The organism is Mesorhizobium sp. CO1-1-11, from assembly GCF_020164995.1.
GTDB lineage: Bacteria > Pseudomonadota > Alphaproteobacteria > Rhizobiales > Rhizobiaceae > Mesorhizobium > Mesorhizobium australicum.
This window is the reverse complement of sequence record NZ_JAIUHE010000024.1, coordinates 1-26,371: the sequence shown is the minus strand read 5'-3', so window position 1 is coordinate 26,371 and position 26,371 is coordinate 1. Positions and strand designations below refer to the sequence as shown.

At 62.9% G+C, this 26,371-nt stretch carries 25 protein-coding genes; 8 read left to right on the top strand and 17 right to left on the bottom strand.

The window, feature by feature from the left end:
- Positions 1-10: 10 nt before the first annotated feature.
- Together LB554_RS24680 and LB554_RS24675 are read right to left on the bottom strand one after the other, a co-directional pair.
- A complete protein-coding gene (locus LB554_RS24680) occupies positions 11-778 on the bottom strand; it encodes a PTS glucitol/sorbitol transporter subunit IIC (protein WP_224587373.1) in 768 nt (255 codons plus the stop codon).
- Between the two features lie 53 nt (positions 779-831).
- Positions 832-1,269 (bottom strand): transcriptional regulator GutM, encoded by a 438-nt coding sequence (locus tag LB554_RS24675; protein WP_015315467.1) that lies wholly within the window; start codon positions 1,267-1,269, stop codon positions 832-834.
- A 192-nt stretch (positions 1,270-1,461) separates the two neighbouring features.
- Between LB554_RS24675 and LB554_RS24670 the strand changes: the two genes are divergently transcribed.
- Entirely contained in the window at positions 1,462-2,103 is a 642-nt protein-coding gene (locus tag LB554_RS24670) for a hypothetical protein (RefSeq protein ID WP_140712793.1), read from the top strand.
- A 108-nt stretch (positions 2,104-2,211) separates the two neighbouring features.
- The gene (locus LB554_RS24665) at positions 2,212-2,886 is read left to right on the top strand and encodes an HAD family hydrolase (protein WP_224587371.1); all 675 of its coding nucleotides are present in this window, start codon (positions 2,212-2,214) and stop codon (positions 2,884-2,886) included.
- A gap of 10 nt (positions 2,887-2,896) precedes the next feature.
- Here LB554_RS24665 and LB554_RS24660 read toward each other — a convergent pair whose 3' ends face one another.
- The 6 genes from LB554_RS24660 to LB554_RS24635 all read right to left on the bottom strand — a co-directional run bounded on the left by LB554_RS24660 (position 2,897) and on the right by LB554_RS24635 (position 9,908).
- Positions 2,897-4,030, bottom strand: a complete 1,134-nt coding sequence (locus LB554_RS24660; RefSeq protein WP_140616898.1) for a DUF930 domain-containing protein — start codon at positions 4,028-4,030, stop codon at positions 2,897-2,899.
- 110 nt (positions 4,031-4,140) lie between these two features.
- A complete protein-coding gene (locus LB554_RS24655; RefSeq protein ID WP_224587369.1) occupies positions 4,141-4,896 on the bottom strand; it encodes a 5'/3'-nucleotidase SurE in 756 nt (251 codons plus the stop codon).
- Positions 4,893-6,059: an MBL fold metallo-hydrolase gene (locus LB554_RS24650; protein ID WP_140616897.1), complete on the bottom strand. Its 1,167-nt coding sequence runs from the start codon at positions 6,057-6,059 to the stop codon at positions 4,893-4,895. Before LB554_RS24650 ends, LB554_RS24655 begins: the two co-directional genes overlap by 4 nt.
- The gene (locus LB554_RS24645) at positions 6,059-7,138 is read right to left on the bottom strand and encodes an ABC transporter ATP-binding protein (RefSeq protein WP_140874912.1); all 1,080 of its coding nucleotides are present in this window, start codon (positions 7,136-7,138) and stop codon (positions 6,059-6,061) included. The genes LB554_RS24650 and LB554_RS24645 overlap by 1 nt, the downstream gene beginning before the upstream one ends.
- Entirely contained in the window at positions 7,126-8,829 is a 1,704-nt protein-coding gene (locus LB554_RS24640; RefSeq protein WP_224587367.1) for an ABC transporter permease, read from the bottom strand. Before LB554_RS24640 ends, LB554_RS24645 begins: the two co-directional genes overlap by 13 nt.
- Positions 8,830-8,921: 92 nt before the next feature.
- A complete protein-coding gene (locus tag LB554_RS24635; RefSeq protein WP_224587365.1) occupies positions 8,922-9,908 on the bottom strand; it encodes an ABC transporter substrate-binding protein in 987 nt (328 codons plus the stop codon).
- A 260-nt stretch (positions 9,909-10,168) separates the two neighbouring features.
- On the opposite strand from LB554_RS24635, the gene LB554_RS24630 reads away from it, so the two are divergent.
- Positions 10,169-11,140 carry a sugar-binding transcriptional regulator gene (locus tag LB554_RS24630; RefSeq protein ID WP_224587363.1) on the top strand — a complete coding sequence of 324 codons (972 nt, stop codon included), beginning with the start codon at positions 10,169-10,171 and terminating at the stop codon, positions 11,138-11,140.
- Between the two features lie 11 nt (positions 11,141-11,151).
- Here LB554_RS24630 and LB554_RS24625 read toward each other — a convergent pair whose 3' ends face one another.
- The 5 genes from LB554_RS24625 to LB554_RS24605 form a co-directional block, all read right to left on the bottom strand.
- On the bottom strand, positions 11,152-11,520 hold the full coding sequence (locus tag LB554_RS24625) for a hypothetical protein (RefSeq protein WP_015315457.1): 369 nt from the start codon (positions 11,518-11,520) through the stop codon (positions 11,152-11,154).
- Positions 11,521-11,630: 110 nt separating this feature from the next.
- On the bottom strand, positions 11,631-13,034 hold the full coding sequence (locus LB554_RS24620) for a pyruvate dehydrogenase complex dihydrolipoamide acetyltransferase (RefSeq protein WP_224587361.1): 1,404 nt from the start codon (positions 13,032-13,034) through the stop codon (positions 11,631-11,633).
- A gap of 3 nt (positions 13,035-13,037) precedes the next feature.
- Positions 13,038-14,036: an alpha-ketoacid dehydrogenase subunit beta gene (locus LB554_RS24615; RefSeq protein ID WP_224526470.1), complete on the bottom strand. Its 999-nt coding sequence runs from the start codon at positions 14,034-14,036 to the stop codon at positions 13,038-13,040.
- Complete coding sequence (locus LB554_RS24610; protein WP_224587359.1) at positions 14,036-15,064, bottom strand: thiamine pyrophosphate-dependent dehydrogenase E1 component subunit alpha; 1,029 nt, start codon at positions 15,062-15,064, stop codon at positions 14,036-14,038. Before LB554_RS24610 ends, LB554_RS24615 begins: the two co-directional genes overlap by 1 nt.
- A 2-nt stretch (positions 15,065-15,066) precedes the next feature.
- Positions 15,067-16,395, bottom strand: coding sequence for an NAD(P)H-dependent oxidoreductase (locus LB554_RS24605; protein WP_224587357.1), 1,329 nt, complete (start codon positions 16,393-16,395; stop codon positions 15,067-15,069).
- Between the two features lie 283 nt (positions 16,396-16,678).
- On the opposite strand from LB554_RS24605, the gene LB554_RS24600 reads away from it, so the two are divergent.
- Both LB554_RS24600 and LB554_RS24595 read left to right on the top strand, forming a co-directional pair.
- A complete protein-coding gene (locus tag LB554_RS24600) occupies positions 16,679-17,734 on the top strand; it encodes a phosphopantetheine-binding protein (protein ID WP_140616771.1) in 1,056 nt (351 codons plus the stop codon).
- Positions 17,731-19,203 carry a class I adenylate-forming enzyme family protein gene (locus LB554_RS24595; RefSeq protein ID WP_140822422.1) on the top strand — a complete coding sequence of 491 codons (1,473 nt, stop codon included), beginning with the start codon at positions 17,731-17,733 and terminating at the stop codon, positions 19,201-19,203. The genes LB554_RS24600 and LB554_RS24595 overlap by 4 nt, the downstream gene beginning before the upstream one ends.
- On the opposite strand, the gene LB554_RS24590 is transcribed toward LB554_RS24595, so the two are convergent.
- Both LB554_RS24590 and LB554_RS24585 read right to left on the bottom strand, forming a co-directional pair.
- Positions 19,200-21,173 (bottom strand): tripartite tricarboxylate transporter permease, encoded by a 1,974-nt coding sequence (locus LB554_RS24590; protein ID WP_224587354.1) that lies wholly within the window; start codon positions 21,171-21,173, stop codon positions 19,200-19,202. The two genes, LB554_RS24595 and LB554_RS24590, sit on opposite strands and share 4 nt — an antisense overlap.
- A gap of 20 nt (positions 21,174-21,193) precedes the next feature.
- The gene (locus tag LB554_RS24585) at positions 21,194-22,189 is read right to left on the bottom strand and encodes a Bug family tripartite tricarboxylate transporter substrate binding protein (protein WP_140712771.1); all 996 of its coding nucleotides are present in this window, start codon (positions 22,187-22,189) and stop codon (positions 21,194-21,196) included.
- An 88-nt stretch (positions 22,190-22,277) separates the two neighbouring features.
- Here LB554_RS24585 and LB554_RS24580 point away from each other — a divergent pair, with 88 nt between their 5' ends.
- Positions 22,278-23,297, top strand: coding sequence for a hypothetical protein (locus LB554_RS24580; RefSeq protein ID WP_224587352.1), 1,020 nt, complete (start codon positions 22,278-22,280; stop codon positions 23,295-23,297).
- Here LB554_RS24580 and LB554_RS24575 read toward each other — a convergent pair.
- Positions 23,284-24,063, bottom strand: coding sequence for a phosphodiesterase (locus LB554_RS24575; RefSeq protein ID WP_224587350.1), 780 nt, complete (start codon positions 24,061-24,063; stop codon positions 23,284-23,286). The two genes, LB554_RS24580 and LB554_RS24575, sit on opposite strands and share 14 nt — an antisense overlap.
- A gap of 66 nt (positions 24,064-24,129) precedes the next feature.
- Positions 24,130-24,918, bottom strand: a complete 789-nt coding sequence (locus LB554_RS24570; RefSeq protein ID WP_224587348.1) for a 3-hydroxybutyrate dehydrogenase — start codon at positions 24,916-24,918, stop codon at positions 24,130-24,132.
- Between the two features lie 244 nt (positions 24,919-25,162).
- On the opposite strand from LB554_RS24570, the gene LB554_RS24565 reads away from it, so the two are divergent.
- Complete coding sequence (locus tag LB554_RS24565) at positions 25,163-25,951, top strand: acetoacetate decarboxylase (protein ID WP_140616765.1); 789 nt, start codon at positions 25,163-25,165, stop codon at positions 25,949-25,951.
- Positions 25,944-26,371 (top strand): patatin-like phospholipase family protein (locus LB554_RS24560; protein ID WP_224587346.1); only part of this gene is annotated, 428 nt, incomplete at its 3' end. The genes LB554_RS24565 and LB554_RS24560, both read left to right, overlap by 8 nt.

Genomic DNA, 26,371 nt, shown 5'->3' with positions numbered 1-26,371 from the left:
CTCCCCGCCCTTACAGCTCGACGCCCTGGCGGCGTGCCATGATGGCGGTGATGCGCTCGGTCAGCATGCCCTTGAGCAGGATGACGACGAGGCCGACGATGGCGTACCAGATGGCAACCTTGACATGGTAGCCGGCGGCGATGACGCCGCGCTTCTCGAGATCGAGCAAGGCCACGAGCATGCCTCCCCAGACGAAATATTCGCCAGGGTTGATGTGCGGAAAGAGGCCGAGCGGCGGATGCACGTAGGACACGGCCGCGTCATAGAAGGCCGGCTTGTGCTTTTCTTCCAGGAACGAGCCGAAGGTGTAAGCCATCGGGTTGGTGAGGAAGAACACCGCCAGCAGCGGCAGCACGGTGTAGCGGGTCAGCGCGATGCGGCCAGCGCCACGCGCCAGACCGTGGACCCGCTCTTCGCCGACCAGTTCGGTGACGGCGTAAAAGGCGGTCATCAGCACCACAAGCGTCGGGATGATGCCGGTGACAAAGCCGGCGAAAACCTCGCCGCCCTTCTGGAAAATGCCGATGAAGTACTTGCCGATGGCAGTCAGCCAGCCAAGCTGCTCTTCCTGCTGCACGTTTTTCAGCTGTTCCTTCAGCTGATCGGCGGTGACCGGCCCGCTGTCGGTCTGCGCCTGCGCCAGGATCACGAGATGATCGGAAGCATGCTCGACGGCGAGCCTGCCATGCAATGCAGCATCCGAGACCATGGCACCCGCGACATGCAAATTGTGCACGGCCATGTCGGCATGCTGCGCCAACAACGAAAATACAGACATTTCTCCTCCTTATGCCGGCCCGCCGGTTGATCCCAGTCGGCGCACGGCCTCCTCTATGCCCTTGCTACATTCAAGCCGGCCAAACCCGGCTTCTTCCCCGGCTCCGACCGTGCTTTGTCGATCTGTTCGATCGCCCGCTTCACGGCCTCGGCCACACCGGGTTCCCCCTCCCCCATGATCGCAGGGTTGGACCGGAGTCGATCGAGGGGAACGCCCTCGAATTCTTCATGTCGCTTGAATTTGGTGAACACGGAACGGCCGCTCATCACCATCATGCGGCGCACGATCAAGTCGGGCGTAACCACGACCAGCGCGATCGTTCCCTTGGCAAATCGGCCGCGAAAATTGCCGGCTCCGACGAAGCCGTCCTTGTACTGGTCGGTGACGCCCCGGAAGACATCCGAATAGTGCCGCATCTGCAGCCAGACGCCGAGCGACTGCAACGCCCACACAATAACCAGCAGAAGCAGTCCCCACTGCCAAATCGCCATTCGGTTTTCCTCCCGAAGCCTCAGTCGAGGCGCACCTTGGACCGGCGCACGACAACAGCAAAGTGAGAACATTTGTTTCCGCGAATGTCAATATGTATGATATTGACCTCAACCACAGTCATCCACAGGGCCGCCGCGCGATTACGGCGGGGGCACGACTGTGCTAACCTGTGGGGAAACGGGATACAGGAAATGGAACTGCCCTTCAGGGATGAACTGGCCCTCATGCCCGACCTGCGCCACCGGCTGCGGCAGTTGCGCTGGTTCCGCGCCACCTTCCGCGGCAGCGCCAAGGTGGTCTCGGACACATTCGGCGTACGCTTCGAAATCGACGAGGCGAAGCTGACCCGGGCTTTTCTCGACTGGGTCGAGGTCATGGAAGCGCAGAAGCGCTTTGCCGCGATCGACCGCGCCGATTTCATCGTCTTTGCCGCCGGCCTCGTGCTGCGCGAACTGATAAAACAGGCGCCGGCAAGGGAAATCTCCGGCCTCACCCAGCTCATCGAAACGGATCAGAATGCCGGCACGCTGGACATCATCCGTTTCTGGCCGGAAGGCTTTCTCTACACCAACTACTGTGTCTCGGTGATTTCGGCGATCTACGAGCAGGAGTTTGGCTCGGCGCCCAGTATCGACAAATGCGCCGACGACCTGCGCACCTGGTGGTCCTATCGCGAGAACGTCACCGAAATACCGGCCTATGCCGTGGCTTTCCTCGACCGCTTCCTGGGGGCGGAACCGAACTGGATCACGCCCGATCGCGCACAGTCGCGGCAGGCCATGCAGCGGGCGCTGGGGTCCTCCCGCGCCAGCGACGTCTTGCGCCAGCTTTGAATTGGCCTCTATTACCCCCTATCCACGAGGCCGAGCGCGCCCGCTATTGAACATTTGACTTTTTGTCGATAGCGATGTGCGAATTCTGACAGAGGCCGGGAGAAACGCGTGGCGCCGTCAAGACTGATCATTTTCGATTGCGACGGCGTTCTCGTCGACAGCGAGCCACTGGCCGCCAAGGCCTATGAACGTGTCTACGATAAGCATGGCATGCCGGGCGTTCACGGCGGCATCATCGCCCAGTGCGTCGGCATGAAACAGGCCGACATCATCGTCAGGATCAAGGAGTTGACCGGCCATCAGTTTCCCGCGTCGGCCGACGGCGATATCTGGGCCGAGACCAAGGTGCTTTTCACCGAAGAGTTGAAGCCAACGCCTGGAATAGGCTCGTTTCTGGAAACGCTTGCCGGCGGCCGCTGCGTTGCCTCCTCGTCCTCCATCGAGCGTATAAACCACAGCCTGGCGGTGACCGGATTGGCACGCTTCTTCGGCGATGCGATCTACAGTTCCTCGATGGTCAAGAACGGCAAGCCGGCGCCGGACATCTTCCTTTTCGCGGCTGCCAGGATGGGCGCCAAACCAGCCGACTGCATCGTCATCGAGGATTCGCCTTTCGGCATCCAGGGCGCGGTCGCCGCCGGCATGACGGCGATCGGCTATACCGGCGGCGGTCATACTTATGCCGAGCATGCCGCACGGCTGACGGCGGCCGGTGCCGATCTCGTCTGCGCCGACTGGCATGAAGTTAGCCGGCAATTGGCTGGACTTGGTGTGCCAGCCTAAGTGGCAGAGACTAAAGAGGATGGTTTGGCGGCCATTCGCTGCGTGGAATCTCGGAGCCGACGCGGAAGCCGAACGACAGGACCCTGGTCGCATCGGTATCCACCTCGCATCGGAAGCTCAGTTGGTACCATGTGGTTGTCGTGCTGAAGGCCGCTTCGGGGCGGTCGAGAACATTGCCGGCTTTCAGCGGAATCGTCGGCAGCCATTTGGGAGAATAGTCGGCACCCTGCAGCTCCTGGTCCAGCACGTTGGCGCAAAGGGTCGCAACGCGCTGACTGCGAGGTACGCCGCTCATGGAACTCGTGGCCAACGCGTCGCCGGTAGCGCCCTGCGAGTAGAGTTTCCGAACCCCCGGAAGACCGGAATACATTGGTGATCCAGCACCTGCGTCGTTCGTGGAATTTGAGGCGGTGGCTTTTCCGGCCCGGGACTTCAGGGCTTTTTCAGACTTGAACTTCATCGTCTTGACGACTTTGGCCTTGGGCTTTTCGGTCGCGGCCCCGGTCTTGGCGTCGCTCTCGGCTGGCGACGGCTTTGGCTCTACGGCTGCTTGCTGATCGGAAGCTTTTGGCGCAGCCTGCTGTTTATCAGCGTCTTCCGTGACCTGCTTTTCCTCGCTCGGCGTGGGCTTGGTGACGGTCGGCTCGGTTGGCGGATTCTCATCGGCTTTGCTCGCATCCGGCCGCTGCTCCGCGTTTGCCGTCGCTGCAGGCTTGTTCTCGGCGGACTTGGGCACGACCGGAGGCTTCGAGGCCTCATCCTTTGCAGGCGACGGCGCATTGTCCTTGGCCGCCCCCCCATCCAGGGATTTCTTCGGTCCGGTATCTTTGTCGCCATACTGAAAAACGCGCTTCAAAGCGGTGTCGTCAGGTTGTTTGCGCGGCTGTTCGGGTGGCTTTTCAACCTTATGCTCGGGGGGTTTATCAGCCTTAGGTTCCGGCGGCTTCTCGGCTTTGAGCGGCTGCGGTTTTGGCTTGTCGGGCGGAGGCACGAGCGCGACGCTTATCGGTTGCTCCTGCTGGGGCTCTTGTGAGGCTTTTGACAGGCCGTAGATGAAGAACGATGCGACAAGCGCATGCAGGACCAGCGATGCGGCCAAGGCCCACAGCAGATTCCGGCGCCATTCGCGTGTCTCATCCTTCATCTCTTCCGATGTGGAATGAAATAGCGGCGGCTTCAAGCATAAGCACCGGATTGACGCCATTTAGCCGCTGACAGCTTGGTGATCTGGGGGATGCCGCGCAGGGAGATCGGCTAGCTTTGCCGCCAGCGTGGGATTCCGTCCAGAAATCCGTCGTCCAGCCGCGTTTCCCCAAACCAGTTCAGCCGGTTGATGCTGACGAAACCCGCATCGATCGCGGCGTTTTCATCCCCCGGTTCGCTTGCATGGGCCCGGCCACGCGGCACCGTAATGATCGTGCGATCCCCGGCGCTTTCCACCACCTCGGCCGTGCGGCCGATCTTGTCGCGGCCGATGCGCGGCTGGCGAATTTCGGCCGGCAGCGCGGTCGGCAAGTTGACGCTCAGCCAATGGCCCTCTGTCGCCCAATCGGCACGCGCTTGCCAGAGCGAGGCGATCAGCTTGCCAAGCCATTCGTCGTCGGCAGCGCCGAAGTCAGGATTTTTCACGCGCGAAAAGCCGATCGCGGGTATGCCCCAGAAACTCGCTTCGCGGGCAATACCCAGTGTGCCGGAATAGGCGATATCCTCGGCGACGTTGCGGCCGTCATTGATGCCCGACAATACGAGGTCAGGCTTCGGTTCATCAGCGAATAGCCACGTCATGGCGCTCACCACGCAATCGGCTGGCGTGCCCGAGCACGAATACCAGTTCGGCTTGACGCGCCGCATCGTCAGCGGCCTGGCGATGGTCAGCGACGAGCCGGCGGCGGTGCGCTTGCCGTCCGGCGCGACCACCCAGACATCGTCGCTCAACCCGAGGGCGGCATTGACCAGACGGGCAAGACCCGGCGCTTCGATGCCGTCATCGTTGCAGATCAGGATTCTCATGATGCGCTTCCTTGCCCCACCGTGATGCGTTGACCCGTACGGCATTGCGTGAGCAAGGACGGAATATGGCTTTTCAACTCGCCCAGAAGATCGGGCGCGCAGGAATGGCCCAGCGCCCTGGGGCGTCCCGCCTTCTCCCAGATGCCGACATTGCCCGACAGTGTCGGGTGGGTGGGCATGCGTATCCAGTCCGCCCGGCCGGCCTTGTGCATGAGATCGGCCGGAGAGCCCAAAGGCAGATGCCCGGTGAGCAACACCGGAAACCCGGCATCGTCGGCGCGAGGCAAAAGGTGCGACGACGGGCCAGCCTCGCCCATGCCGTCATTGGCCAGCAGGGGCAGCGAAGGCAGCGGGTCGGCATCGCTCCAGTCGGCCGCGCTTCGCAGGCGGGCAAGCAAAAGCTCGGAAATGCCCGGCAACAGGGACGCGGTCGCGCCGATCTGCGCTTCCAGCGACGAACGCATGCCGGCATGGACGGCGAACGACCCCGGCAAGGCCGCGATCAGTTCCAGCGATCGGCCAGACAGCGGCGTCGGCAACAGGCATCCCTGCGGATGCCGCGCCACCCATTCGGAAATTTCTTGCGCCCGGGCAGCCCCCGGCACGGGATCCGCCCCGTAGGAGGCATCGAAGACCAGGAGATCGCAATGCGGGATCGTGTCCATGACGAACACATTGCTGTCAGGCACCACATCGGCCGAATAGGCGATGCGGCTTGTCCCGTCGTCGACGGCGAACCAGACCCCGCCGACGACGTGACCTGAACGTCCCGTGCTGACTACGAAATTGCCGCTAGTGAGTGTGTCGCCTGGTTCGAAGAGTTCGATGCGGTTTTCAGGCAAGGGAAATCGCCTGAAATCCTCCGGCTCGGCATAGGCGGCAAGCGTGGCCGGCGCCTCGGCACGGGTCTCCGCCGTCATGAAGATCGGGCCGCTATAGCCCCGCGACAACAGCCAGCTCAGCGCGCCGACATGATCCTCATGGGCATGCGAAACAAAAACAGCATCGATGTCGTCGCTCGACCCGTTGAGCGCTGGATAGTATTCCGCCCCGGAAGCGCCGACCTTGATGCCGACATCGAGCAGGATGCGATCGTCGCCGCTGTTGACGGCGAGGCTGGTGCGGCCCTTTTCTCCGAAGCCGCCGGCAAGGTCCAGTATCATCACGAGGCTGTCCCCGCCGCCGGGATCAGCCAGCCGGATTTTATGCGCAGGCGCGCTTGCGCCCCGTTCTCCAGCACAACCGGATCGGGTTGCTCGAAATGCAAGGTGAGGTCGGGACCAGCGGTCGGCGCGAATTCAATCCGCGCCGCGCCGCCCTGATAGATCGCCCGCTTGACGAGACCATCGAAGCCCGAGGCATCGGCCGAAAGCTCGATATCGGCGGGGCGGCAGCAGATCTTGGCGCCGGCGCGCGGCCGCTCGCCAGGCCGGCAACGGACCACCAGCTCGGTTCCGAGAACCCGGACCTTGCAATGGCCGTTGTCCTCGCTGGCCAACACGTCCGCCGGAAGCAGAATGCCTTGCGAAATGAAGGAGGCCACCATCTCATTTGCCGGCTTATGATAGAGTTCACGCGGGGTGGCGAGCTGCGCCAAGCGTCCATGGTCCATCACCGCGATGCGGTCGGCCAGCGCCATCGCCTCGGCCTGGTCATGGGTTATGTAGACGATGGTCGTGCCGGTGCGCTTGTGGAAGGCGGCGAACTCGTCCTCCATCGAGGCCCTGAGATGGACGTCGAGATTGGCGAGTGGCTCGTCGAACAGCACCAGCGAAGGTGTCGCCACCAGGCAACGCGCCAAGGCCACCCGCTGGCGCTGGCCGCCGGAAAGATTGGCGGGCCGGCGCTCGCCCAGACCCTGAAGATTGACAAGGGCAAGCGCGTCTTCCACTTTTTGGCGCGCAACCGCCTTGTCGAGCTTGGCCACCTTCAGCGCATAGCCGATATTCTCGGCGACGCTCATATGCGGCCACAGCGCGTAATTCTGGAAGACGATGCCGACGCGCCGCTTTTCCGGCGCGACGCTGCCGCCGCTGTTCGACACGACATCGCTGCCGATGCGGATTTCGCCCGAGGTCACCTTTTCGAAACCGGCGACCAGCCGCAGCAATGTCGTCTTGCCACAGCCGGAGGGGCCGAGCACCGCCAGAAATTCGCCGTCAGCGACATCGATCGAAACGTCCTTGACCGCATCGAACTCGGCGAAGCTCTTGGTCACATGGTCCAGGGTCAATCGCGCCATGGCAGAACTCCGCTCGGAAGATGAGGGGCAAGCAGGTTGGTCACCAGCATCAGCACGAAGGTGACCGCGACCGTGATGACCGACATCGCCGCCGCGTAGTTGGAATCGCCGCCCTGCTCGAAGGAAAACATGACAACGCCGATGGTCTCCGAGCCCGACGACCACAGCAGCGCCGAGACGGTGAGTTCGCTGAGGGCCGTCATGAAGATCAGCAGGCCGCCGGCGATCGCCGCCGGCGCGACCAGCGGAAAGACGATGGTGCGCATGCGCGTGAACAGGCCGGCGCCCGCAACTTGTGCGGCTTCTTCGAGTGCCCGATCGATCTGGTGATAGCCGCTGATGGTCGGCCGCAAGGCCAGCACCAGGAAGCGGGCGAGATAGGCATAGAGGATGATCCAGACGGTGTTGTAGAGCTGGACGCCGGTCAGCGGGACGGGGCGCAGGAACAAGAGCAGCGAGGCGATCGCAAGCACCACGCCGGGCAAGGCATACGGCAGTTCGACTGAAAGATTGAGCAGCCGCACCCAGCGCTGCTTGCCCCAAGCGATGAGATAGCCGATCGGCACGGCGACGAGGACCGCGAAGAAAGCGGCAGCGATCGACAGCCAGAAACTGTTGAAGAAGGCGCGGCTGGCGGCATCATGCTCGAACAGCACGAAACGGTAATTGTCGAGCGTCGCCGTCTTGGCGGTGAGCGCGATGCCGTAGCCCGGCACCAGCGAGGTCAGCACCAGCCCGAACAGCGGCAGGACCAGCACCAGCACGATGAGCAGCCACATGCCGGCCTGGACGACCGGCCGCCAGCGGCCCAGTTCATAAGGTTCGGCCGGCAGCGATGTCGAGGAGATGCGGTAGTCGCGGCGGCGGCTCATCACCTCCTGGGCAAGGATGCCGGCCATGGCGATGATGCCGATCAGCACCGACAGGAACGCGGTCTCGCCGAGTACCGCCGGGCCCCCGCCGGCCAGCTTCTGATAGATGAGCGTCGGCAGCACCAGGTAGTTGGCGGGGATGCCGAGAAAGGCCGGAATGCCGAAATTGCCGACGCAGGAGACGAAAGCAAGCGCGGCCGCCGCCATGATCGACGGCGTCATCAAGGGCAGCACGATGGTGATCAGTACGGTGAACCAATTCGCACCGCCGGCGCGCGCCGCTTCGACCAGTTCGCGCGGCAGCTTGCGCAGGCCAGCACGCACCAGCAGGAAGACCAGCGGCCCGTATTGGACGCCAAGCAGCAGGATGATGCCCGAGGTCGAGTAGAGCGGGTTCTTCGTGCCGAGCGGCGGCGCCGCCCCGAAAAGCTTGAGGAATGGGCTGGCAGGGCCGAACAGTTGCAGCCAGGCCAGCGCCGTCACCTGCGGCGCGATCATCAGCGGCATGACGTAGCAGAGCACCAGGGCGCTTCGGCCGCGTATGTCTGTCAGCGAGACAAGCACCGCCACCAGCGTTCCCGACAGCACCGCCAGAAGAGTGCCGCCGATGCCCACGACCAGCGTATGCCATGTCGCGATCCAGGTTGCCGGGCTTCTCAGCCCGGCCTCCACGGCCACCGTCGACAAGACACCGCCGGGTGCCACGATCTCCTTGACGAGGCGCAGCATGGGCAGCAGCGAAAGCAGGACGATGACGACGGCCACCACCGCCGTCAGGACCATTTCCTGGCCCCGGCTCTCCCTGATACGTGTCGGCATGATTGCGTTTCCTGGGATCGGTCAGCGGGGCGGCCGGGCTCACCGGAACTGACGAGATGCCGTCGAGACGGCATCTCGCGGGGATCGACGGCTCAGCCGCCGAACAGGTCCTGGAACTTCGCCTTGTCGGCGTCGGTCTCGGCGACGATCGCCTTGGTGTCGAACGGCATCACCTTGACCTTGACGCCTTCCGGCAGCCAGTCGGGACGACCGACCGAGGCGCGTGCCGGCAGGTAACCCATCGACAGCGCCAGCTTCTGGCCTTCATCGGACAGAATGAAGTCGACGAATTTTTTCGCGCCGTCGACGTTCTTGGCGGTCTTCATGATGGCCACCGGCTCGGTCACCGCGGGCACGCCTTCACTGGGGAACACGAATTCGACGGGCGAACCCTTCTTCTTGGCGTTCATCGCCATGAAATCGACCAGAATGCCATAGGGCTTCTCGCCCGACGCCACCGACTTCAGCACCGCGCCATTGCCGCGCACGCTGACGGTGTTGTTGGTCTTCAGCTTCTGGAAGAAATCCCAGCCATAATTGCTGTCGCCGGCGAAGCCCGAAAGCAGGTAGGCGGCGGCACCGGAATAGAGCGGGCTCGGCATGACCAGGCCATCGGCATAGGCCGGCTTGGCGAGGTCCACCCAATGCTGCGGCTTTTCGGCGGCAGCGGTGTTGTAGACGATGCCGGTAGTGATCAGCTTGCTGCCGAAATAAGTCTTGTCGGCGTCATAGGCATCCGCCTCGATGCCGTCGAGCTTGGCCTCGGGATAGGCCAGCAGCCGGTCGTCCTTCTTCAGCAGTTCCATCGACACCGCGTCGGCGATCAGCAGCACGTCGGGCTGCGGGCTGCCTGCGGCGAACTCGGCCGCCATCTTGGTCAGGATGTCGCTGGTTCCGGAGCGATAGATGGTGACGTCGATGCCGGGCTGTGCCTTCTTGAAGGCATCCACGGTCTTGGCTGCGTCTGCCTCGGGCTGGGATGTGTAGAGCGTCAGTGTTTCGGCATTTGCCACGCCGGCAAACAAAGTTGCCGCGAGCGCCAGCTGACTGGCCAGCAGCTGGATGAATAGCGTCTTCATGAGACCTCCTGTCTTGTCTGTGCATGACCGGTCTGGCCCCTGGCCAGCACCCCGTCTCTTCCTCCCTGCACGGCGCATATGACTGGTGGATGACACAGCGCGTGAAACCAACAAAATATGTTCATATGTACGATGTCAATTACAAATGATCACAGCTGTGCGATAATCGGCCTGCCGCGAACCCGGCATCCGATTGACGTAAGAGCGGCCTTGCCCGGATGAGGACAACCGTCGGCCATGACACATGAGGGACGACATCCATGCCCACGCAAAAGCCCGTACCGGCTCGCCTGCCGATGGTCTCGTCGGACCTCAGCGTCAAGACGGCATGGCTCTATTATGTCGAGGGCTTCACGCAGGAGCAGATTGCCGAAAAGCTCGATGTCTCCAGGGTGAAGGTCATGCGTACGCTGGCCGCCTGTACCGCCGAGGGCATCGTCGTTACCATGATCAACGCGCCGACAGCCGAACAGGTGGCGCTTGAGCGGGAACTGGAAAAACGCTGGGGCCTCAACGCCGCCGTCGTCATCCCGACACCTTCGGTTCACGACCATCTGGAGAAGGCCATCGGCCACGCCGTGGCGGCCTATCTCGGCGAGCAGATGCAGGATGGCATGACGCTGGCGATCGGCGGTGGCGCCACACTGCATGCCAGCCTGGGTTTCCTCGCCCGCCGGCACTTGAAGCGCGCCTCGGTGGTGGCGCTTGTCGGCAGCCTGCCGCATTCGCAATGGATCAACCCGTCGATCGTGGCCGCCAAGGTCGCCGATGTGTTCGAGGTGGACAGCTATCAGATCACGGCGCCGGTGATGGTGGACGACCCCTCGCTGCGCGATCTCCTGTGGGCGCAGCCGACGCTGCAGGATGTGCGCCGGCGCGCCGCGGCGGCCGACATCGCATTGCTCACCGTCGGCGACATATCGCCCGATGCCACCATCTTCCGGCATGACATCGTGCCGTCATCGCTGATTACACCCTTGAAGGCAAAAGGCGCGGTCGCCAACATGCTATGCTATTTCGTCGATGCCGCCGGCAGGCTCGTCGATCACGAAGTCAACCGGCGCGTCATGGCGATCGACCTCGATGTTGTCGCCCATGTGCCGAATGTCGTGCTGGCCGCCGGCGGAAAGCGCAAGGTGGCGGCAATCCTCGCCGCGCTCAAGGCTGTCAACACCAATGTGCTGATCACCGACAGCGACACCGCTATAGCGCTGCTGGCCAAGGCCGGCTGAGATGCCTGGGTTTAAATCAACCCGCGCTCGCGCAAAAAATCCTCGACGCCGACATGGGTCATGGATTCGAATTCGGCGATCGCTTCGGCCACGCGTCTGCGCTGCCCCGCCAGCAGGGTGAACACCTGCTTCATCTCGCCCGAAACGCCAAAACGGCTCCAGCGCTCGGCGATATGCGCGGGCAGGCCGATATCACTGCAGAACGCATCGAGGCTGTCATAACCGAGGCTGACGACAAGCTGCCTTGTCTCTTCCGCCGACATGCGTGGCTCGAAAGCATGATCGTGCAGGCGCTGCGCCACCAGCTTGATGTCGGAAGGCGACGCGCCCATGACCCTGCCGAACAAGGTTTTGACGTCAGACGGGTCGAATGCAGGCATGTTGGCCTCCCTTGGTCGCGATCACCAGAGAACATGGGTCAAGGTTCGGTGCCTGACAAGTCGTTTCATCATAAGCCGGCGCATCATTGGCGCCGGCTTACGGCAGGAGCCTAGACCAGCATGCCCATCGGATTCTCGATCAGCTTCTTGAAGGCGACCAGCAGTTCGGCCCCCAGCGCGCCATCAACCGCACGATGGTCAGTCGACAGCGTCACCGACATCACGGTGGCGATCTTGATCTCGCCGTTCCTGACCACCGCCCGCTCCTCGCCGGCGCCGACCGCCAGGATCGTCGCATGCGGCGGGTTGATGACGGCGGCAAAGTCCTTGATGCCGAACATGCCGAGATTGGAAACGGCCGTCGTGCCGCCTTGATATTCTTCCGGCTTCAGCTTGCGGCTGCGGGCGCGGCTGGCCAGGTCCTTCATCTCGTTGGAGATGACCGACAGCGTCTTTTCATCGGCATGCCGGATGATCGGCGTGATCAGGCCACCGGGGATCGAAACGGCGACGCCGACATCGGCATGCCTGTGCTTGACCATGGCGCTCTCGGTCCATGAGGCATTGGCATCCGGCACCGCCTTCAAGGCCATCGCCATCGCCTTGATGACCATGTCGTTGACCGACAGCTTGTAGACGGGCGCCTCACCCTTGTCGGTCTTTTTCACCGGTGCCGCGGCATTGAGCTGAGTGCGTAAAGCCAGCAGCGCGTCGAGTTCGCAGTCGAGCGTCAGATAGAAATGCGGGATGGTGGTTTTTGCTTCGACCAGGCGCCGCGCGATGGTCTTGCGCATATTGTCGTGCGGAACGAGTTCGTAGGAGCCTTCCTCGAACAGTTTCATCACGTCCCCTTCTCCCTTGAGGGGAGGGTGGCCGGCCGAAGGCCGGTCGGGTGGGGTCGCTTCGACGGGGCTCGGCGCAAAAGCGGTGCCTCCTGAGGCGACCCCCTCCGTCCGCTTCGCGGACACCTCCCCCTCGAGGGGGGAGGAGAGTACCGCATCGATATCCGCCTTTACGACGCGGCCATGTGGGCCTGTGCCTGATATGCCGGAGAGATTCAGTCCTGCTTCACGAGCCAATCGACGCGCCAAGGGTGTAGCGCGGGTTTTCCCCTCCCCCTCGAGGGGAGGGTGGTCGGCCAAACGCCGGTCGGGTGGGGTCGGTTCGACCGGACTCAGCGCGAGGGCGGTGCCTTCTGAGGCAACCCCCTCTGTCGACTTCGTCGACATCTCCCCCTCAAGGGGTGAGATTGGCGCCTTGTCCTTATAAGCCTCGCCGTCAGCATAAATCCAAGCCACCGCCGATCCGACCGCGATATCGACTCCTTCCTTGCCGGTCACGTCGCGCAACACACCGCTGGCCGGAGCGTCGATCTCCATCGCGGCCTTGTCGGTCTCGATCTCGAACAGCACGTCGCCCTTCTTGACCGTGGCGCCTTCCTCGGCGAACCAGCGCGAAATCTGTCCGGTCGCCATATCCATGTCGACCTTGGGAAGAATGACTTCGGTCGGCATGGATCAGCGAACCCCTTTGACGAGGTCGCGCGCGGCGGTGACGATGTCGGGAACCTGCGGCACCGTCGCTTTTTCCAGCTCCGGATTGTAGGGGATCGGCGTTTCCGCACCGCCCAGCCGCACGATCGGCGCATCGAGATAGTCGAACGCCTCGCTTTCGGCGATCATGGCGCTGACCTCGGCGCCGATGCCCAACGTCTTGACCGCCTCATAGACGCACATCAGCCGCGAGGTCTTCTTGACGCTGTCGATAACGGTCTGCTTGTCCATCGGCCGAATGGTCCGGAGGTCCACGACTTCGACGTCGATGCCTTCGGCCTCCAGTGCGGCGGCGGCGTCGAGCGCCTTCTGCACCATGATCGAGGTGGCGACGATGGTGAGATCACGGCCCTCGCGGCGGATATCTGCCTTGCCGATCGGCACGGTGTAATAGCCTTCGGGCACCGGGCCCTTCATCTTGTAGAGCAGCTTGTGCTCGAAGATCATCACCGGATCGGGATCGGCGACCGCAGCCAGAAGCATGCCCTTGGCATCATGGGGCGTCGACGGCTGGATAACTTTCAGGCCCGGCACATGGCCAAGCCAGGCTTCCAGGCTCTGGCTGTGCTGCGCGGCGGCACCGGTACCGGAGCCGGCGGGAAAGCGCATCACGACGGGCACCGAAACCTCGCCGCCCAGCATGAAGCGCATCTTGGCAGCCTGGTTGACGATCTGCTCCATCGCCAGCGTGGCGAAATCGGAGAACTGGAATTCGAAGATCGGCCGCATGCCGGTCAGCGCGGCGCCGACAGCGACCCCCGCGCCGCCCAGTTCGGAAATGGGCGTGTCCAGCACCCGGTCCGCGCCGTAACGATCGACGAGGTCGCCGGTCACTTGGAAGGCGCCGCCATAGACGCCGATGTCCTCGCCCATCAGGAAGACGCGCTCGTCCATGTCCATGGCGATCGCCATGGCTTCCTGGATCGCCTGGGCGTAGCTTAGTTCACGCACCATCGCGTCCATCACGCCTGCTCCGTATACACGTAGTTGCCGGTCTCGCTGACGTCAGGCGACGGGCTCGCCTTGGCGAACTCGATGCCGTCGGCGATCTCCCGCGCCACCACCTCGCGGATGGCTTCGATGCCCGTGTCGTCGATGAATCCGAATTCCCGCAATTCGTTCTCGAACAGCGTGATCGGATCGCGGTTCGACATCCAGTCCTCTATTTCTTCCTTGGTCCGGTAGCGGTTGCGGTCGCTCTTGGAATGGCCGCGATGGCGATAGGTCTTGGACTCGATCAGCGTCGGCCCCTCACCCGCCCGTGCCCGCTCGACCGCCTTGTACGAAGCCTCGGCGACCTCGGAAAAGATGTTGCCGTTGACGATGACGCCCGGCATCGAATAAGCGGCGGCGCGGTCGGCGATGTTCTTGACCGCGGTGGACCGGGCAGTCGATGTCGACATGCCGTAGCCATTGTTCTCGCACACGAAAATCACCGGTAGCTTCCAGACCGCGGCCATGTTGAGCGCCTCGTGGAAGGCGCCTTCATTGTTGGCACCGTCGCCGAAGAAGGAGACGACAACCTTGCCGGTCTTCATCATCTTGGCGGACAGCGCGGCGCCGACGGCAATCGGAATGCCGCCGCCGACAATGCCATTGGCGCCGAGATTGCCCTTGGCGACATCGGCAATGTGCATCGAACCGCCGCGGCCCTTGCAGTAGCCGGTGGTCTTGCCGAAGAATTCCGCGAACATGCGCTTCACCTCGGCGCCCTTGGCGATGCAGTGGCCGTGGCCGCGATGGGTCGAGGTGATCTGGTCGTCCTCGCCAAGCGGCATGCAGATGCCCATGGCGCTCGCCTCCTGGCCGATCGACAGATGCATGGTGCCGTGGATGAGGCCGCGCGTGTAGCTTTCCTCCGCGCCCTCCTCGAAGCGGCGGATGAGGTACATCTTGTAGAGCACCTGCTTCAGCTGCTCGGCGCTGTACTGGCGATAGACGAAGGGCAGGTTGGCGCGGCTGTCCGCGATGGCTTTGCTGGCTTCGGCCATGGTTACGCCTCCACGGTTTCGTAGACGAGCTTGTCCTGACGGGCGCGCAGTTCGGCGATCTTGGAGCCCGCTGCCGGGGCGGCATTGGCGTAGGTGAGGAGCTCACCTTTCTTGATCGGCGCCGTCACCGACCCGCCCTGCAGCAGGCCGCAGGGAATGGCTCTCGCGGCATGCGCTTCCGGTGCAGTCATGATCCAGGCGCGGTAGCAATATTCGCCGATCGCATCGAGCTTCTCGCCGGGCTGCATGTCCTTCTTGGCCACGGCGGCCACTTCAGCTACCGGCCTGGCCAGCGGCACCATGTCGGCCTTGCCGTAGAGCACGACGCGGGCGCAGGTCAGCGGCACTTCGAGCGAGGTCAGGTGATAGGGACGATGGAACGTGAAGTACGGGCCCTTGCCCATCTTCAAATCTTCCATGCGCTCCGAAATGCGCGGATGCGACATGTCGGCGACGACGAAGACACCGGGCGCGACACCCTTGCCGATCGAATAGTCGACGACGCCGACCCTCGACAGCACGCCGCCATCCTTCTGCGGCACCAGCACTTTGTTCAATTCGCCGAGCGTCGCGGCCGGGCCATGCATGCCGGCCTTGTCGGGCACCAGCCCGGTGGCGTTGGCGATCGCCGCCATCTCGACCATGGTCTTGGAGCCGTCGACGAACTCCACCAGCATGCGGACATTCATGTGCCGGCGCATGGCCTCTTCCTCATAGGCGGGCGGCGTGGCATCGATGTTGAGCGGATTGTTCTTGCCCTTGCCGGCGGCGACGATCGGGTGGCCCATCGCCGAGACGAACTCGATCAGTTCCATGCAGGAGGACGGCTCGTCGCCGGCGCCGAGCGAATAGGTGACGCCGAGCCGGTCGGCCTCGCTCTTGAGATAGGCGCCGATGGTGACGTCGGCCTCGACATTCATCATCACCAGATGCTTGCCGTGCTCCATGGCGCGCAAGCCGATTTCGGCGCCGACGGCGGGAACGCCGGTGGCATCGATGACGACGTCGATAAGATCGTTGTTGATGACCAGGCTGGCGTCGTTTGTCACCGCCACCTTGCCGGCTTCCATGGCGGCCGTCATCGCCGAGGCGTTCGATACCTCGCGCGCATGGCCGGTTTCCTGGAAGGCGATATCCACCGCCTTGCTGGCGGCGGGCAGGTTCAGCTCGGAGATCGCGCCGATCTCTATGCCCGACATATGGGCGACGCGGGTGACGATGTCGGTTCCCATTTCGCCCGAGCCGATCAGCCCGATCCGGATCGGCTTGCCCGATTTGCCGCGTTCCTCGAGATCGCGGGCAAGGCCCGTCAACGAAACATTGGACGCCATACCGCTCATTCCTCCCATAATGCAGGCTTGTTCAATTGCCTGACGGGTATTGAACATCTGTATTTCTGTCAAGACTAATGTCCAAATCTGCGTGCTTTTGCAACACTTACACAACTGGACAAAAGGCCGTTGCGGAGCCGGCAAATCGCGACTTTCCGCGTTGCCGTGGCGAGACAAGCACGCCAGCGGCGGCTCGACGCGCGGCGCACAGGACACTTGTTAGGGGCTCTCACCCTGCGTAAAAGCGTTAGCAGTGAACATCCGTCGGTTAGGGGCTTTTCCGATGAACGTCCAACAACGGGTTAGACCTGTGCCACCGCCGGGCGATGGACCGGCCCATGCGATTGCCGGCATCTTCGCCGCGGAATTGAAGGTGCCGGCCGTCGGCTTCGACGACAATTTCTTCGATCTCGGCGGCGATTCGCTGATGGCGGAGACTCTAGTGCTTGCCGTGCAGAAGCGGTTCGGCGTGAGATTGCAGACTTCCGTCCTGCTCGAAGCGCAGACACCGCGGGAATTCGGCCGGTTGATCGCATCGCTGGTGCCGGAGCATCCGGCCCGTGAGCTGATCGTGCCGGTGTCCGGCAGCGTCGGCCAGGAGCCGATCGCGATGATCCACGGCATCACCGGCTCGGCCTTGTTCGCCAATCGCTTCAGCAGGCGTCTGAAAGAGAAATACGCGATCATGGCGGTGCGCGGCATGGGCACGGAACTCGGCGAGACGCCCTATTCCACCATGGCCGAAATTGGCACCAACTATTTTGAAGCCTTCACCTCGGTAACAGGCAGGCACCCCGAAGTCATCGGCGGCATATGCGTGGGTGGCCTGCTCGCGATCGAGGTCGGCCGGCTGAGCCATGAGGCAACGGGCAAGCGGCCGGCAATCGTGCTCATTGATCCGCCATCGCCAGGTTCGGCCTGGCTGAAGCCGATGCCCGACGATCGCCTCACCGAGAGGAGGCGGCGCGATATCGTGCGCAAGGTGGTCTACTGGCGCCTGTTGCGAGACACGCTGAAGGCGGTCGGTCTCGGACAGACACGCCTGGGGCGCCATCTGCGCAAGAAGGCATACAAGAGCGCGCTGCTGCAGGCCGCAGCCGGTTTTGTGCCCTCGTCCTACCCCTGCGACATCCTCATCCTCGCCAGTTCCGAATGGGGAGCCACCACCGTGAAGGACTACAAGGGCTGGGCGTCTAACGAGGCCAGCGTGAAAACGGTCGTCATGCCGGGTACGCACAACAAATTCCGCAAGGCCAACATGGACGCGATCGACGCGGAGATCTTGACGTTCCTCTCCGCCCGAAGCGAGGCCCCACGCGAAAACCCGCATCGTCAATGAGTTTTGGTTGGCAGATACTGGAGGCCTTCGCTGCCCATGGCGACAAGGTCGCGATGGTCAGCGGCCGGTCTGATATCACCTATTCCCAGGCCCTGACGCAGAGCGGACATCTTGCAGCCAATTTCGGCGCATCGGGCATCCGACCGGGCGACCGCGTCGGCCTCGCCATGCTCGACAACATCGACGTGATCCTTTCGATCCTCGCCTGCTGGAAAATCGGCGCGACCCCTGTTGTCGTCGACTTTCGAACGCCTAGGAGTCAGCGAGCCAGGCAGGCCCGCGACTTCGATCTGAGAATGGTTTTTGAAAGCCGCGCCATGCCGGGCGATGAGGTCTATCCGAACGCCCTTTTCGAGGCTGGCTGGAAATCGGCTTCGGCGCCGGGATCCGACATCCGCCCCCCGGCGAGCGATGCCGCCCCGGCCTTTTTGATCTTTTCGTCCGGCACGACGGGCGATCCAAAGGCCTACACCCAGTCGCATGAGGCACTCGCCAGGCGCATCGCGGCGCGCCGCGGCGTGGTGGAGGGAACCGCCAAACGATTCCTGACGCCGATGGCCCTGTCATACTCGGCAATGCGTCACCAGGTCTTCGGCTATCTGCTTTACGGGGGAATCGTTCGGTTCTTTCCTCCTTTGTTCACCCCCTCGGAGCTCATCGAGGCGCTGCTCTCGTTCCAGGCAAGCGGCACGGCGCTGGCGCCATCAGTCATTGCCCGGATGGTCAAGGAGGTGGGCGAACGCGCAACCCACCTGCTTCCCCAACTTTCCGTTCTCTACAGCGTAGGCGGACCGGCCAGAGGCGAAGACAAGATCGCTGCCTACCGCTATCTCTCCTCTGGATACCGGATAAGCTACTCATCGAGCCTTACCGGCATCATATCCTCGCTATGGGGTGAGGATATTCTGGCAAAGCCCGAAAGCGCCGGCCGTCCGGTCGCCGGCGCACAGGTCGAAATCCTCGGTGCCGATGGCCGCGTGTTGCCGCAAGGTGAGCGCGGGCTGATCAAGGCATGGACGCCGACCATGGCATCCGCGGTCCTGATGCCCGGCAACCGCCTGTTCGTCGATCCGCAGATCATGAGCTCCGACTGGGGCATCCCCGGTGATATCGGATTTCTGGACGCCGACGGATTTATCACGATCGTCGATCGGGAGGCCGATATGATCGTTCGCGGCGGCGTCAGTGTCGCGCCGCAGGAGCTTGAAAAACTGATCCGCACCCATGCCAAGGTGCAGGACGTCGCCGTGGCCGGCTTTCCAGATGAGACCATGGGGCAGGAAATCGCCGCCTTCATCGTCTCCGACCGCGGAACCGTCGAGGAATTCCAGGCTTTCATGCGCACCAACATCGCGCCCGACCGGCGGCCGCGCGAGATCAGGCTGGTCGCCTCGTTGCCTTACAGCGGCAACGGCAAGCTGCTACGCCGCCAACTGGTCGAAACGCTGGCGCCGCATAAGGGTTCTTAGAAAATTCCGCTAATGCCTGTGAGCCACGGAGTCGGCCAGGGCTGGGATGCCAGCATGTCGAAGACCGTATAGACGAAGGCCGTCGCGGCGGCAGCGATCACCAGGGATGACCGCCTCGACTTCGTCCCAAGCACCGTGATGCTGCCGGCAACGAAGATGAAGGTCGCTGCCAGGTGACCGACCAACAGGATGAGAAAGGCGAGGGCCAGGCAAAGGCCGATGATCGCGAGATTGCCTTTCATGGTGGGTTCCGAAACCGGAGACCATTCGCCTGGTATCGCGGCAGGCGCGGATAGGACAGGCATGGCCCGCCTGCGCCATCGCAGCGACGCCTGCACTGTGGTCACCAGCGAAAACACCATCAGGAATCCAGCCGTGATGACCGGGAAAATGGCGGCCTCGAAGGGAAAGCCGGTCACAGCCGTCACCAACGCCGCGAACGCCAGCAATGTCATGGTGGCACCTGCGACAATGTCGGGCAGCGCGGGGGGCAGCGGCCCGCCGGGATTTCTGGCCCTGATCCATGACAGCGTCTGCCTGACGAGACCGACCACGGCCAGTCCAAGCAGGATGAGCACCAGCGGCTGGGCAAGCCACGACCAGCCGGAAATCTGATAGGCGAGAAAGAAATAGTTCTCGAGGCTCGGGCCGAGCACGAATCCCAATGAAAAGGCCGAGCGCGGCCAGTTGAGTTCCTTCATCGCCATGCCGACGGCGCCGACGCCGATGACCAGCGCGAAATCGAAGGCGCTCATATTGGTCTGGTATGCACCAACCACGATGAAGGTGACCACCAGCGGCACCAGTATGGCGGCCGGAACCTGCGCGACGCGCGCCAGAGGCCGGGTCAGCACAAGGCAGGTCACCGCGCCTACGATATTTGCCACGGCGATGCTGAACACCATCGACATGGTGAGCGCGGCATTCTTGCCCAGCATGTCGGGGCCGGGAACGAGCCCATGGACGACAAAGGCGCCGAGCAGGATGCTCATCGAGGCCGAACCCGGCACGCCGAAGGCGATGGTCGGGATGAGCGAGCCGCCTTCCTTGGCATTGTTGGCGCTCTCGGGCGCGATGACGCCCCTGACATTGCCTTCGCCGAATTTCGGTCCCGAGCCAGGCCGCCGTGACGCATGGCCATAGGCGATCCAGTCCAGCACCGCGATGCCGACACCGGGAACTGCGCCCAGCAGCGAACCGATGCTGCTGCATCGCAGCACCAGCGGCCACTCCCGTAGCGTGTCCCTGATGCCTTGCCACATGCCCGCATAAGTCGGTCGCTCCGCATTGCCCTGGATGGAACCTCGCAACAGGAGCGAAGCCAGCTCCGGTAGGCCGAACAGGCCGAGAAACACCAGGGCCACCGGCAGACCGTCCCAGAGATAGATTTCACCAAAGGTCCACCGGTCGATGCCGGCGATCTTATCGATGCCGACAAACGAGGCGAGCATGCCGAACATGGCCGCGGCCAGCCCCTTCAGCGGCTGGCTCCCGGCCAGCATCGCGACGATGGAGAGCCCGAAGGCGCAGATGGCGAAGAAGTCCGGCGTCTTTAGATAGAGGACAAGCGGTCGCATGATGGGAATAGCCGCGGCAAGCACCAGAGCGCCAAACACGCCGCCAATCATCGACGCCGAATAGGAGGCGCCGAAGGCGCGCGCGGCTTCGCCTTTCTTGGCCATGGCATGGCCGTCGAGCACCGTCGCCGCCGCTCCGACCGAGCCTGGAACCCCAAACAGGATGGCCGGGATCGTATCGGAGGTGGTATTGACCGATCCCATACCGAGCAGGAGCGCGAAGGCGGCATAGGCGTCCATGCTGTAGGTCATCGGGATGAGCAGGGCCATCGCGAACAGCCCGCCAATGCCCGGGACAACGCCGACGACGAGGCCGACGAAAACGCCGGTCACCAGCATCAGCATGCGAAACGGCTGGGCCATCTCGACGACGGCGGTGAGGATCAGATCCACCGTTGAGCCTCGCCGGGAATCTACTTCACCAGATTTCTGGCGGTCTCGAACACATCCGGATCCACCTTCAACTGCTCCGAGACAAGCCGGCTTATGTCTTCGCCGCTGGTGGCGTTGACGGTCATTTCGCTAAGCTTGCCGATGTCGGCCAGGAACGCCTTATCCCTGACCATCTCCATATATCCCTTGCGCAGCGTTTCGACCGTCTCCTTGGGCGTGCCCGGCGGGACAACCAACGGATGATGGAACTGCAAAGCCGTCTCGATCAGCGCGGCCGCTTCCCGGACCTTCGGGTCGTCGATCCTAGCAGTGAACTTCTCCTGGCCTGCAACGATGCCCTGGCCGAAGGTACCAATGAGGTTGAGCGCGTCGCGGTTTTCGGAGATGTTGTAACTGGAGACTCCGCACATTCCGGCGATCTCGCCTCGCTGCATCGCCAGTTCGATATCGGCTGTGCCTTCAAAGCCGGTGACGACCTTGAACTTTGCCTTCAAGCCGTTCTTGACCAGCGCCGCGAAAATGTAGGTCACGCTGCTCTTGCCGGTCGCCCCAATCAGGAAATCGGACTGCAGGAACTTGTCCATCGTGTCGATGCCGGAACTCTTGGCCGTCAGGCAATAGGCCGGCTCGTTGACGAGCGAGCCAATCCATTGCAGGGCAAGCGGATCAAAATTGGCGTTCTGGGGATCGAGCACCGGCGCATATGACATGGCTTCGCTGACGGAAGCGATGACGCTGCCGTCGGCCGGCTCGCTGCGCAACACCATCTTGGTGAGCTTCAGGCTGCCGCCCCCGGGCACATTCTGGACGACTATATCCGGATTGCCGGGAAGGAACCGGCCGAAGTGGCGGGCGATCAGCCGCGATGTCTGGTCATAGCCCCCGCCGGGGCCATAGCCGACCTTGATCGTGATTGTCTTGAATTCGACCGCTTGCGCCCGGGCGCCCGTGGCAAAGACAATGCTGGCGGCAACGAAGGGAATGGCGCGCAATGCGCGGAAGATCGCAACCAACATATCAACCCCGTGCAGAACCCGGATGGCGTTTTAGCGCTACGATGTCGCGATTGATAGCGCCCGCGACCAGATCAGGTTGAAATACAGCATGCGTGTACGACAAGCCGGTGGTCGCAAAAATTCTCGCGGCTCCAGGCCGGGGTTGTGGGAAGATGAGCTTCGCCTTATGGGAGCATGCATCCGATTTGGAGCAATGGCGAAGTTTGTAATGAGCTGGAAGCCGGCCAAGGGCCTTGTTGATCTGCTGAACCACAACTGGCCTGTCAGAAAGGCCAAGGCTTTTCGCAACGCCTTGATTGAGCGCGATTTTCGCGGGCGCGGCGTTGCCGAAGGCCTGAAATTCGCCGAGGAGCTGCGGCAAACCGGCTCCCGGCGCTTCTGCTTTGTCATAGCCTTCAACACGCCCTGGGTCATCGATGCGCTCACCCGAGCCTGGCAATTGTATTCCTCGGGGATGACGCTGGTGGTCATCGACAATTCATCCGATCGATCGGCAAGGGTGCGTATCGCGGACATCTGCCGGGCGCGAAAAACCGCTTATTTCGGTTTGCCTCGGAACCGGGAAAGCCATCCCAACCGGTCGCACGGGATATCCATGAACTGGACCTTCCACAACATCGTTCGGCCTTTGCGGCCGGAGCTTTTCGGATTTCTGGATCACGACTGCTTTCCGACCGTCCCCGTGGACATCGCCGCGACGATGGAGGGAAAAATCGTCCACGGCTCAAAGCGCCCAGCGCAAGCGGACCCCGAGGCCTGGTTCATGTGGGCTGGGTTCTGCTTCTTCCGCTTCAGCGCCGTGCAAGGACTGGACCTGGACTTCACACCGCGTTTTGTCAGCGGAATGGACACCGGCGGCGGAAACTGGAGCCTGCTGTATCGCGGACTTGGCGAGAACGATGTTTCCGATGCGCAAAAGACGGCAGCCGATCTCGATGTTGATGGGATGGAAGCGGACCATCGGATGCTGGGCGGCGCCTTTTTCCACGTCGGCGGCGCCTCGCACAGAAAATTGGTCATGACCCCACAGTATCGGCGGCTGATCTCCGATCATGTGTGGGAGACCCATCTTGGCGGCGGCGAAAGCCGCCTCGTCAAGGACCCTTGACCGGCTCGCGCCGGGCCGTCTCAAAATCGTGAAAATGGACGACCACTCCATCCGCATCGATGAAGATGACGGCATAGGCGGGCGGCTCGTGGCCCAGCCGCCAGCTGTCCGAAAAATCGAGGGCGCTCTGATGATTGGTGCTGCGCAGCGTGCTGACCGGTATGCCGCGCCAGCTGCCGGCGATCAGCCTGTGGACATGGCCGGCAAAGATGTGGCCGACATTGCCGTGGCGCCGGAGAATGTCATGGAAGGCATCGGCGTCGGCGAGCCTGACCTCGTCGAGCACCGGCATGTGAATGCGGAACGGCGGGTGGTGCATGAAGAGGAAGACCGGCCTGTCGCGCGCTTCGTGCAGCTTCTCGTCCAGCCAGTCGAGACGGGCCGCGCACAGCCTGCCCTCGACATGTCCGCTGTCCAGCGTGTCGAGCAGGATCAGGCGGCCATCGCTGCCATCGAAAACGCTCTGGACAAACCCGCGCTCGGCCGGCGCTTCCGGGAACATTTCGAGAAAAAGCGCCCTGTCGTCGTGGTTGCCGAGCATCAGCCGGCAAGGCGGCACGAACCGCGCCAGCGCCTCTCGCAACGCCGCATAGGCCGCGCGCTCGCCATCATTGCTCAGGTCGCCTGATATCACCACCAGGTCGGCATCGGCATGGTTCCTGCCGATATCCGCCAGGCAGGCTTCCAGCCGCGCGAGCGGATCCGAACCGTAGAGATAACCACCGAGCGCCATCAGATGCGGATCGGAGAGCTGGATGATTTTCATGGGCCGCGCACTGCCTTCCCGCCGGCGCCCTGGCGTTGGCCTGAAGGCGGCATGTTTCGACCAATTTTACTGTGCCGTCCAGCCGCCATCCATCGGTAACGTCGTGCCGGTGATCTGCCTGGCCGCATCCGAGCACAGGAACAATGCCAGTGCCGCAAGCTCTTCGACAGTAACGAATTCCTTGGTCGGCTGCGCGGCCAGCAGCACGTCGTGCTTGACCTGTTCCTCGGTCATGCCCCGCGCCTTCATCGTGTCGGGGATCTGCTTTTCGACCAGCGGCGTCCAGACATAGCCAGGCGCGATCGCGTTCACGGTGATGCCGTCCTGCGCGACTTCCAGCGCCACCGTCTTGGTCAGGCCTGATATGCCGTGCTTGGCCGAGACATAGGCCGACTTGAACGGCGAGGCGACCAGCGCGTGCGCGGAAGCCGTGTTGATGATGCGGCCCCATTTGCGTGCCTTCATGCCGGGCACCACCGCCTTGATGGCGTAGAAGGCGGCCAAAAGGTTGATGCGGATGATGGCTTCCCATTTGTCGTCGGGAAACTCCTCGATCGGCGCCACATGCTGGATGCCCGCATTGTTGACCAGTATGTCGAGGCTGCCGAGCGCCTCTTCCGCGTCATGGATCATGGCGGTGACCGCGGCGCCATCCATCATGTTGGCATCGGAATAGCGGCACTTGACGCCGAAATCCTTCTCGATGCCGGTGCGCTCCCGCTCGATGGCGGCAGCATCGCCAAGACCGTTGATGGTGACGTTGGCGCCCTCGGCGGCAAAGGCGCGGGCGATTGCCAGGCCGATACCGCTGGTCGAGCCGGTGACGAGGGCATTCTTCGAAGACAGGGAACCCATGGGAAATCTCGCGCGAGGTGGGAGGGAACATGACGATATAATTGTGCGTCGCAGCATGACAATGGCAGAGCCATATGTCGATGCGATTACAGCCAGACGACAACGCCTGCTTGTCCTCGCCCGGTTCGGAAACCATGGTCGTTAGGCTGACACGGCACTGTCATGGTGCCGTGCAACATAACCGTTGCGCATTCGCGCGGTCCTTCCTGAATGAATTCGTCCGACAGAACCTTGGGGCACCAGCATGGAAATCGCCGATGTCGTGAAGCGCGCCTATGCGATGCCGCTCACCAATCCCTCATTCCCGCCGGGTCCCTATCGCTTCTTCGACCGCGAATACATCATCATCACCTATCGCACGACACGCGAGGCGCTCGAGGCCGTCGTGCCGGCGCCGCTGGAAATCGACGAGCCGCTGGTCAAGTACGAATTCATCCGCATGCCGGACTCCACCGGCTTCGGCGACTACACCGAGACCGGTCAGGTCATCCCGGTGCGCTACAAGGGCCAGCATGGCGGCTACGTCCATTCGATGTATCTCGACGATGACGCGCCGATTGCCGGCGGTCGCGAGCTGTGGGGGTTTCCAAAGAAGCTCGCCAATCCCAAGATCGTCCATGAAGGCGAGGTGATCGTCGGCACGCTGCACTATGGCAGCGTTCTGTGCGCCACCGGCACGATGGGCTACAAGCATCGTGAGGCTGATCATGACCAGGTGCTCGCCTCGCTCGCCGCCCCCAATTTCCTGATCAAGATCATCCCCCATGTCGACGGCACGCCGCGCATCTGCGAGCTGGTCCGCTACTACCTCACCGATATCACGCTGAAGGAAGCATGGACGGCGCCCGCCGCGCTCGATCTGCGGCCCCATGTCATGGCCGACGTGGCGAAGCTGCCCGTGCTCGACATCGTGTCGGCGGTTCACTTCAAGGCCGATCTGACGCTCGGCCTGGGCGAAGTCGTGCATGATTACCTCGCTGACCACAGCCGATCCGCTGCCAGCGCAACCCAGCTGGAGAAAGTCAGTGCTTGATCGTAACCGCAACAAGGCAGCCGCCGCCACCATCGAGGAAATCACGGCGCAGTATGACCGTATCGCGCTGGTCTTTCAGGGCGGCGGCGCGCTCGGCGCCTATCAGGCAGGGGTCTATCAGGCGCTGGCCGATGCCGGCTGCGAGCCGACCTGGCTATCCGGCGTCTCCATCGGCGCCATCAATGCCGCGATCATCGCAGGCAACGAGCCGAGCCGCCGGCTGCAGCGGCTGGAACAGTTCTGGCAGACGATTTCCGGCCGCAAGATCTGGTCCTATACGCCCGAAGGCGACATCTACCGCGATATTCGCAACCAGACCTCATCGTTGATGACGATGACGATGGGCCAGCCCGGCTTCTTCAAGCCGCGCAATCCCAATCCCTGGTTCCAGCTGTCGGGCGCCGCAGGCGCCCCCCCCCT

What these genes read in the sequence shown, in the direction of transcription:
- LB554_RS24680 (WP_224587373.1), bottom strand. Translation starts at nt 778, where the DNA reads ATGTCTGTATTTTCGTTGTTGGCGCAGCATGCCGACATGGCCGTGCAC.
- LB554_RS24675 (WP_015315467.1), bottom strand. Translation starts at nt 1,269, where the DNA reads ATGGCGATTTGGCAGTGGGGACTGCTTCTGCTGGTTATTGTGTGGGCG.
- LB554_RS24670 (WP_140712793.1), top strand. Translation starts at nt 1,462, where the DNA reads ATGGAACTGCCCTTCAGGGATGAACTGGCCCTCATGCCCGACCTGCGC.
- LB554_RS24660 (WP_140616898.1), bottom strand. Translation starts at nt 4,030, where the DNA reads ATGAAGGATGAGACACGCGAATGGCGCCGGAATCTGCTGTGGGCCTTG.
- LB554_RS24655 (WP_224587369.1), bottom strand. Translation starts at nt 4,896, where the DNA reads ATGAGAATCCTGATCTGCAACGATGACGGCATCGAAGCGCCGGGTCTT.
- LB554_RS24650 (WP_140616897.1), bottom strand. Translation starts at nt 6,059, where the DNA reads ATGATACTGGACCTTGCCGGCGGCTTCGGAGAAAAGGGCCGCACCAGC.
- LB554_RS24645 (WP_140874912.1), bottom strand. Translation starts at nt 7,138, where the DNA reads ATGGCGCGATTGACCCTGGACCATGTGACCAAGAGCTTCGCCGAGTTC.
- LB554_RS24640 (WP_224587367.1), bottom strand. Translation starts at nt 8,829, where the DNA reads ATGCCGACACGTATCAGGGAGAGCCGGGGCCAGGAAATGGTCCTGACG.
- LB554_RS24635 (WP_224587365.1), bottom strand. Translation starts at nt 9,908, where the DNA reads ATGAAGACGCTATTCATCCAGCTGCTGGCCAGTCAGCTGGCGCTCGCG.
- LB554_RS24630 (WP_224587363.1), top strand. Translation starts at nt 10,169, where the DNA reads ATGCCCACGCAAAAGCCCGTACCGGCTCGCCTGCCGATGGTCTCGTCG.
- LB554_RS24625 (WP_015315457.1), bottom strand. Translation starts at nt 11,520, where the DNA reads ATGCCTGCATTCGACCCGTCTGACGTCAAAACCTTGTTCGGCAGGGTC.
- LB554_RS24620 (WP_224587361.1), bottom strand. Translation starts at nt 13,034, where the DNA reads ATGCCGACCGAAGTCATTCTTCCCAAGGTCGACATGGATATGGCGACC.
- LB554_RS24615 (WP_224526470.1), bottom strand. Translation starts at nt 14,036, where the DNA reads ATGGACGCGATGGTGCGTGAACTAAGCTACGCCCAGGCGATCCAGGAA.
- LB554_RS24610 (WP_224587359.1), bottom strand. Translation starts at nt 15,064, where the DNA reads ATGGCCGAAGCCAGCAAAGCCATCGCGGACAGCCGCGCCAACCTGCCC.
- LB554_RS24605 (WP_224587357.1), bottom strand. Translation starts at nt 16,395, where the DNA reads ATGGCGTCCAATGTTTCGTTGACGGGCCTTGCCCGCGATCTCGAGGAA.
- LB554_RS24600 (WP_140616771.1), top strand. Translation starts at nt 16,679, where the DNA reads ATGAACGTCCAACAACGGGTTAGACCTGTGCCACCGCCGGGCGATGGA.
- LB554_RS24595 (WP_140822422.1), top strand. Translation starts at nt 17,731, where the DNA reads ATGAGTTTTGGTTGGCAGATACTGGAGGCCTTCGCTGCCCATGGCGAC.
- LB554_RS24585 (WP_140712771.1), bottom strand. Translation starts at nt 22,189, where the DNA reads ATGTTGGTTGCGATCTTCCGCGCATTGCGCGCCATTCCCTTCGTTGCC.
- LB554_RS24580 (WP_224587352.1), top strand. Translation starts at nt 22,278, where the DNA reads ATGCGTGTACGACAAGCCGGTGGTCGCAAAAATTCTCGCGGCTCCAGG.
- LB554_RS24575 (WP_224587350.1), bottom strand. Translation starts at nt 24,063, where the DNA reads ATGAAAATCATCCAGCTCTCCGATCCGCATCTGATGGCGCTCGGTGGT.
- LB554_RS24570 (WP_224587348.1), bottom strand. Translation starts at nt 24,918, where the DNA reads ATGGGTTCCCTGTCTTCGAAGAATGCCCTCGTCACCGGCTCGACCAGC.
- LB554_RS24565 (WP_140616765.1), top strand. Translation starts at nt 25,163, where the DNA reads ATGGAAATCGCCGATGTCGTGAAGCGCGCCTATGCGATGCCGCTCACC.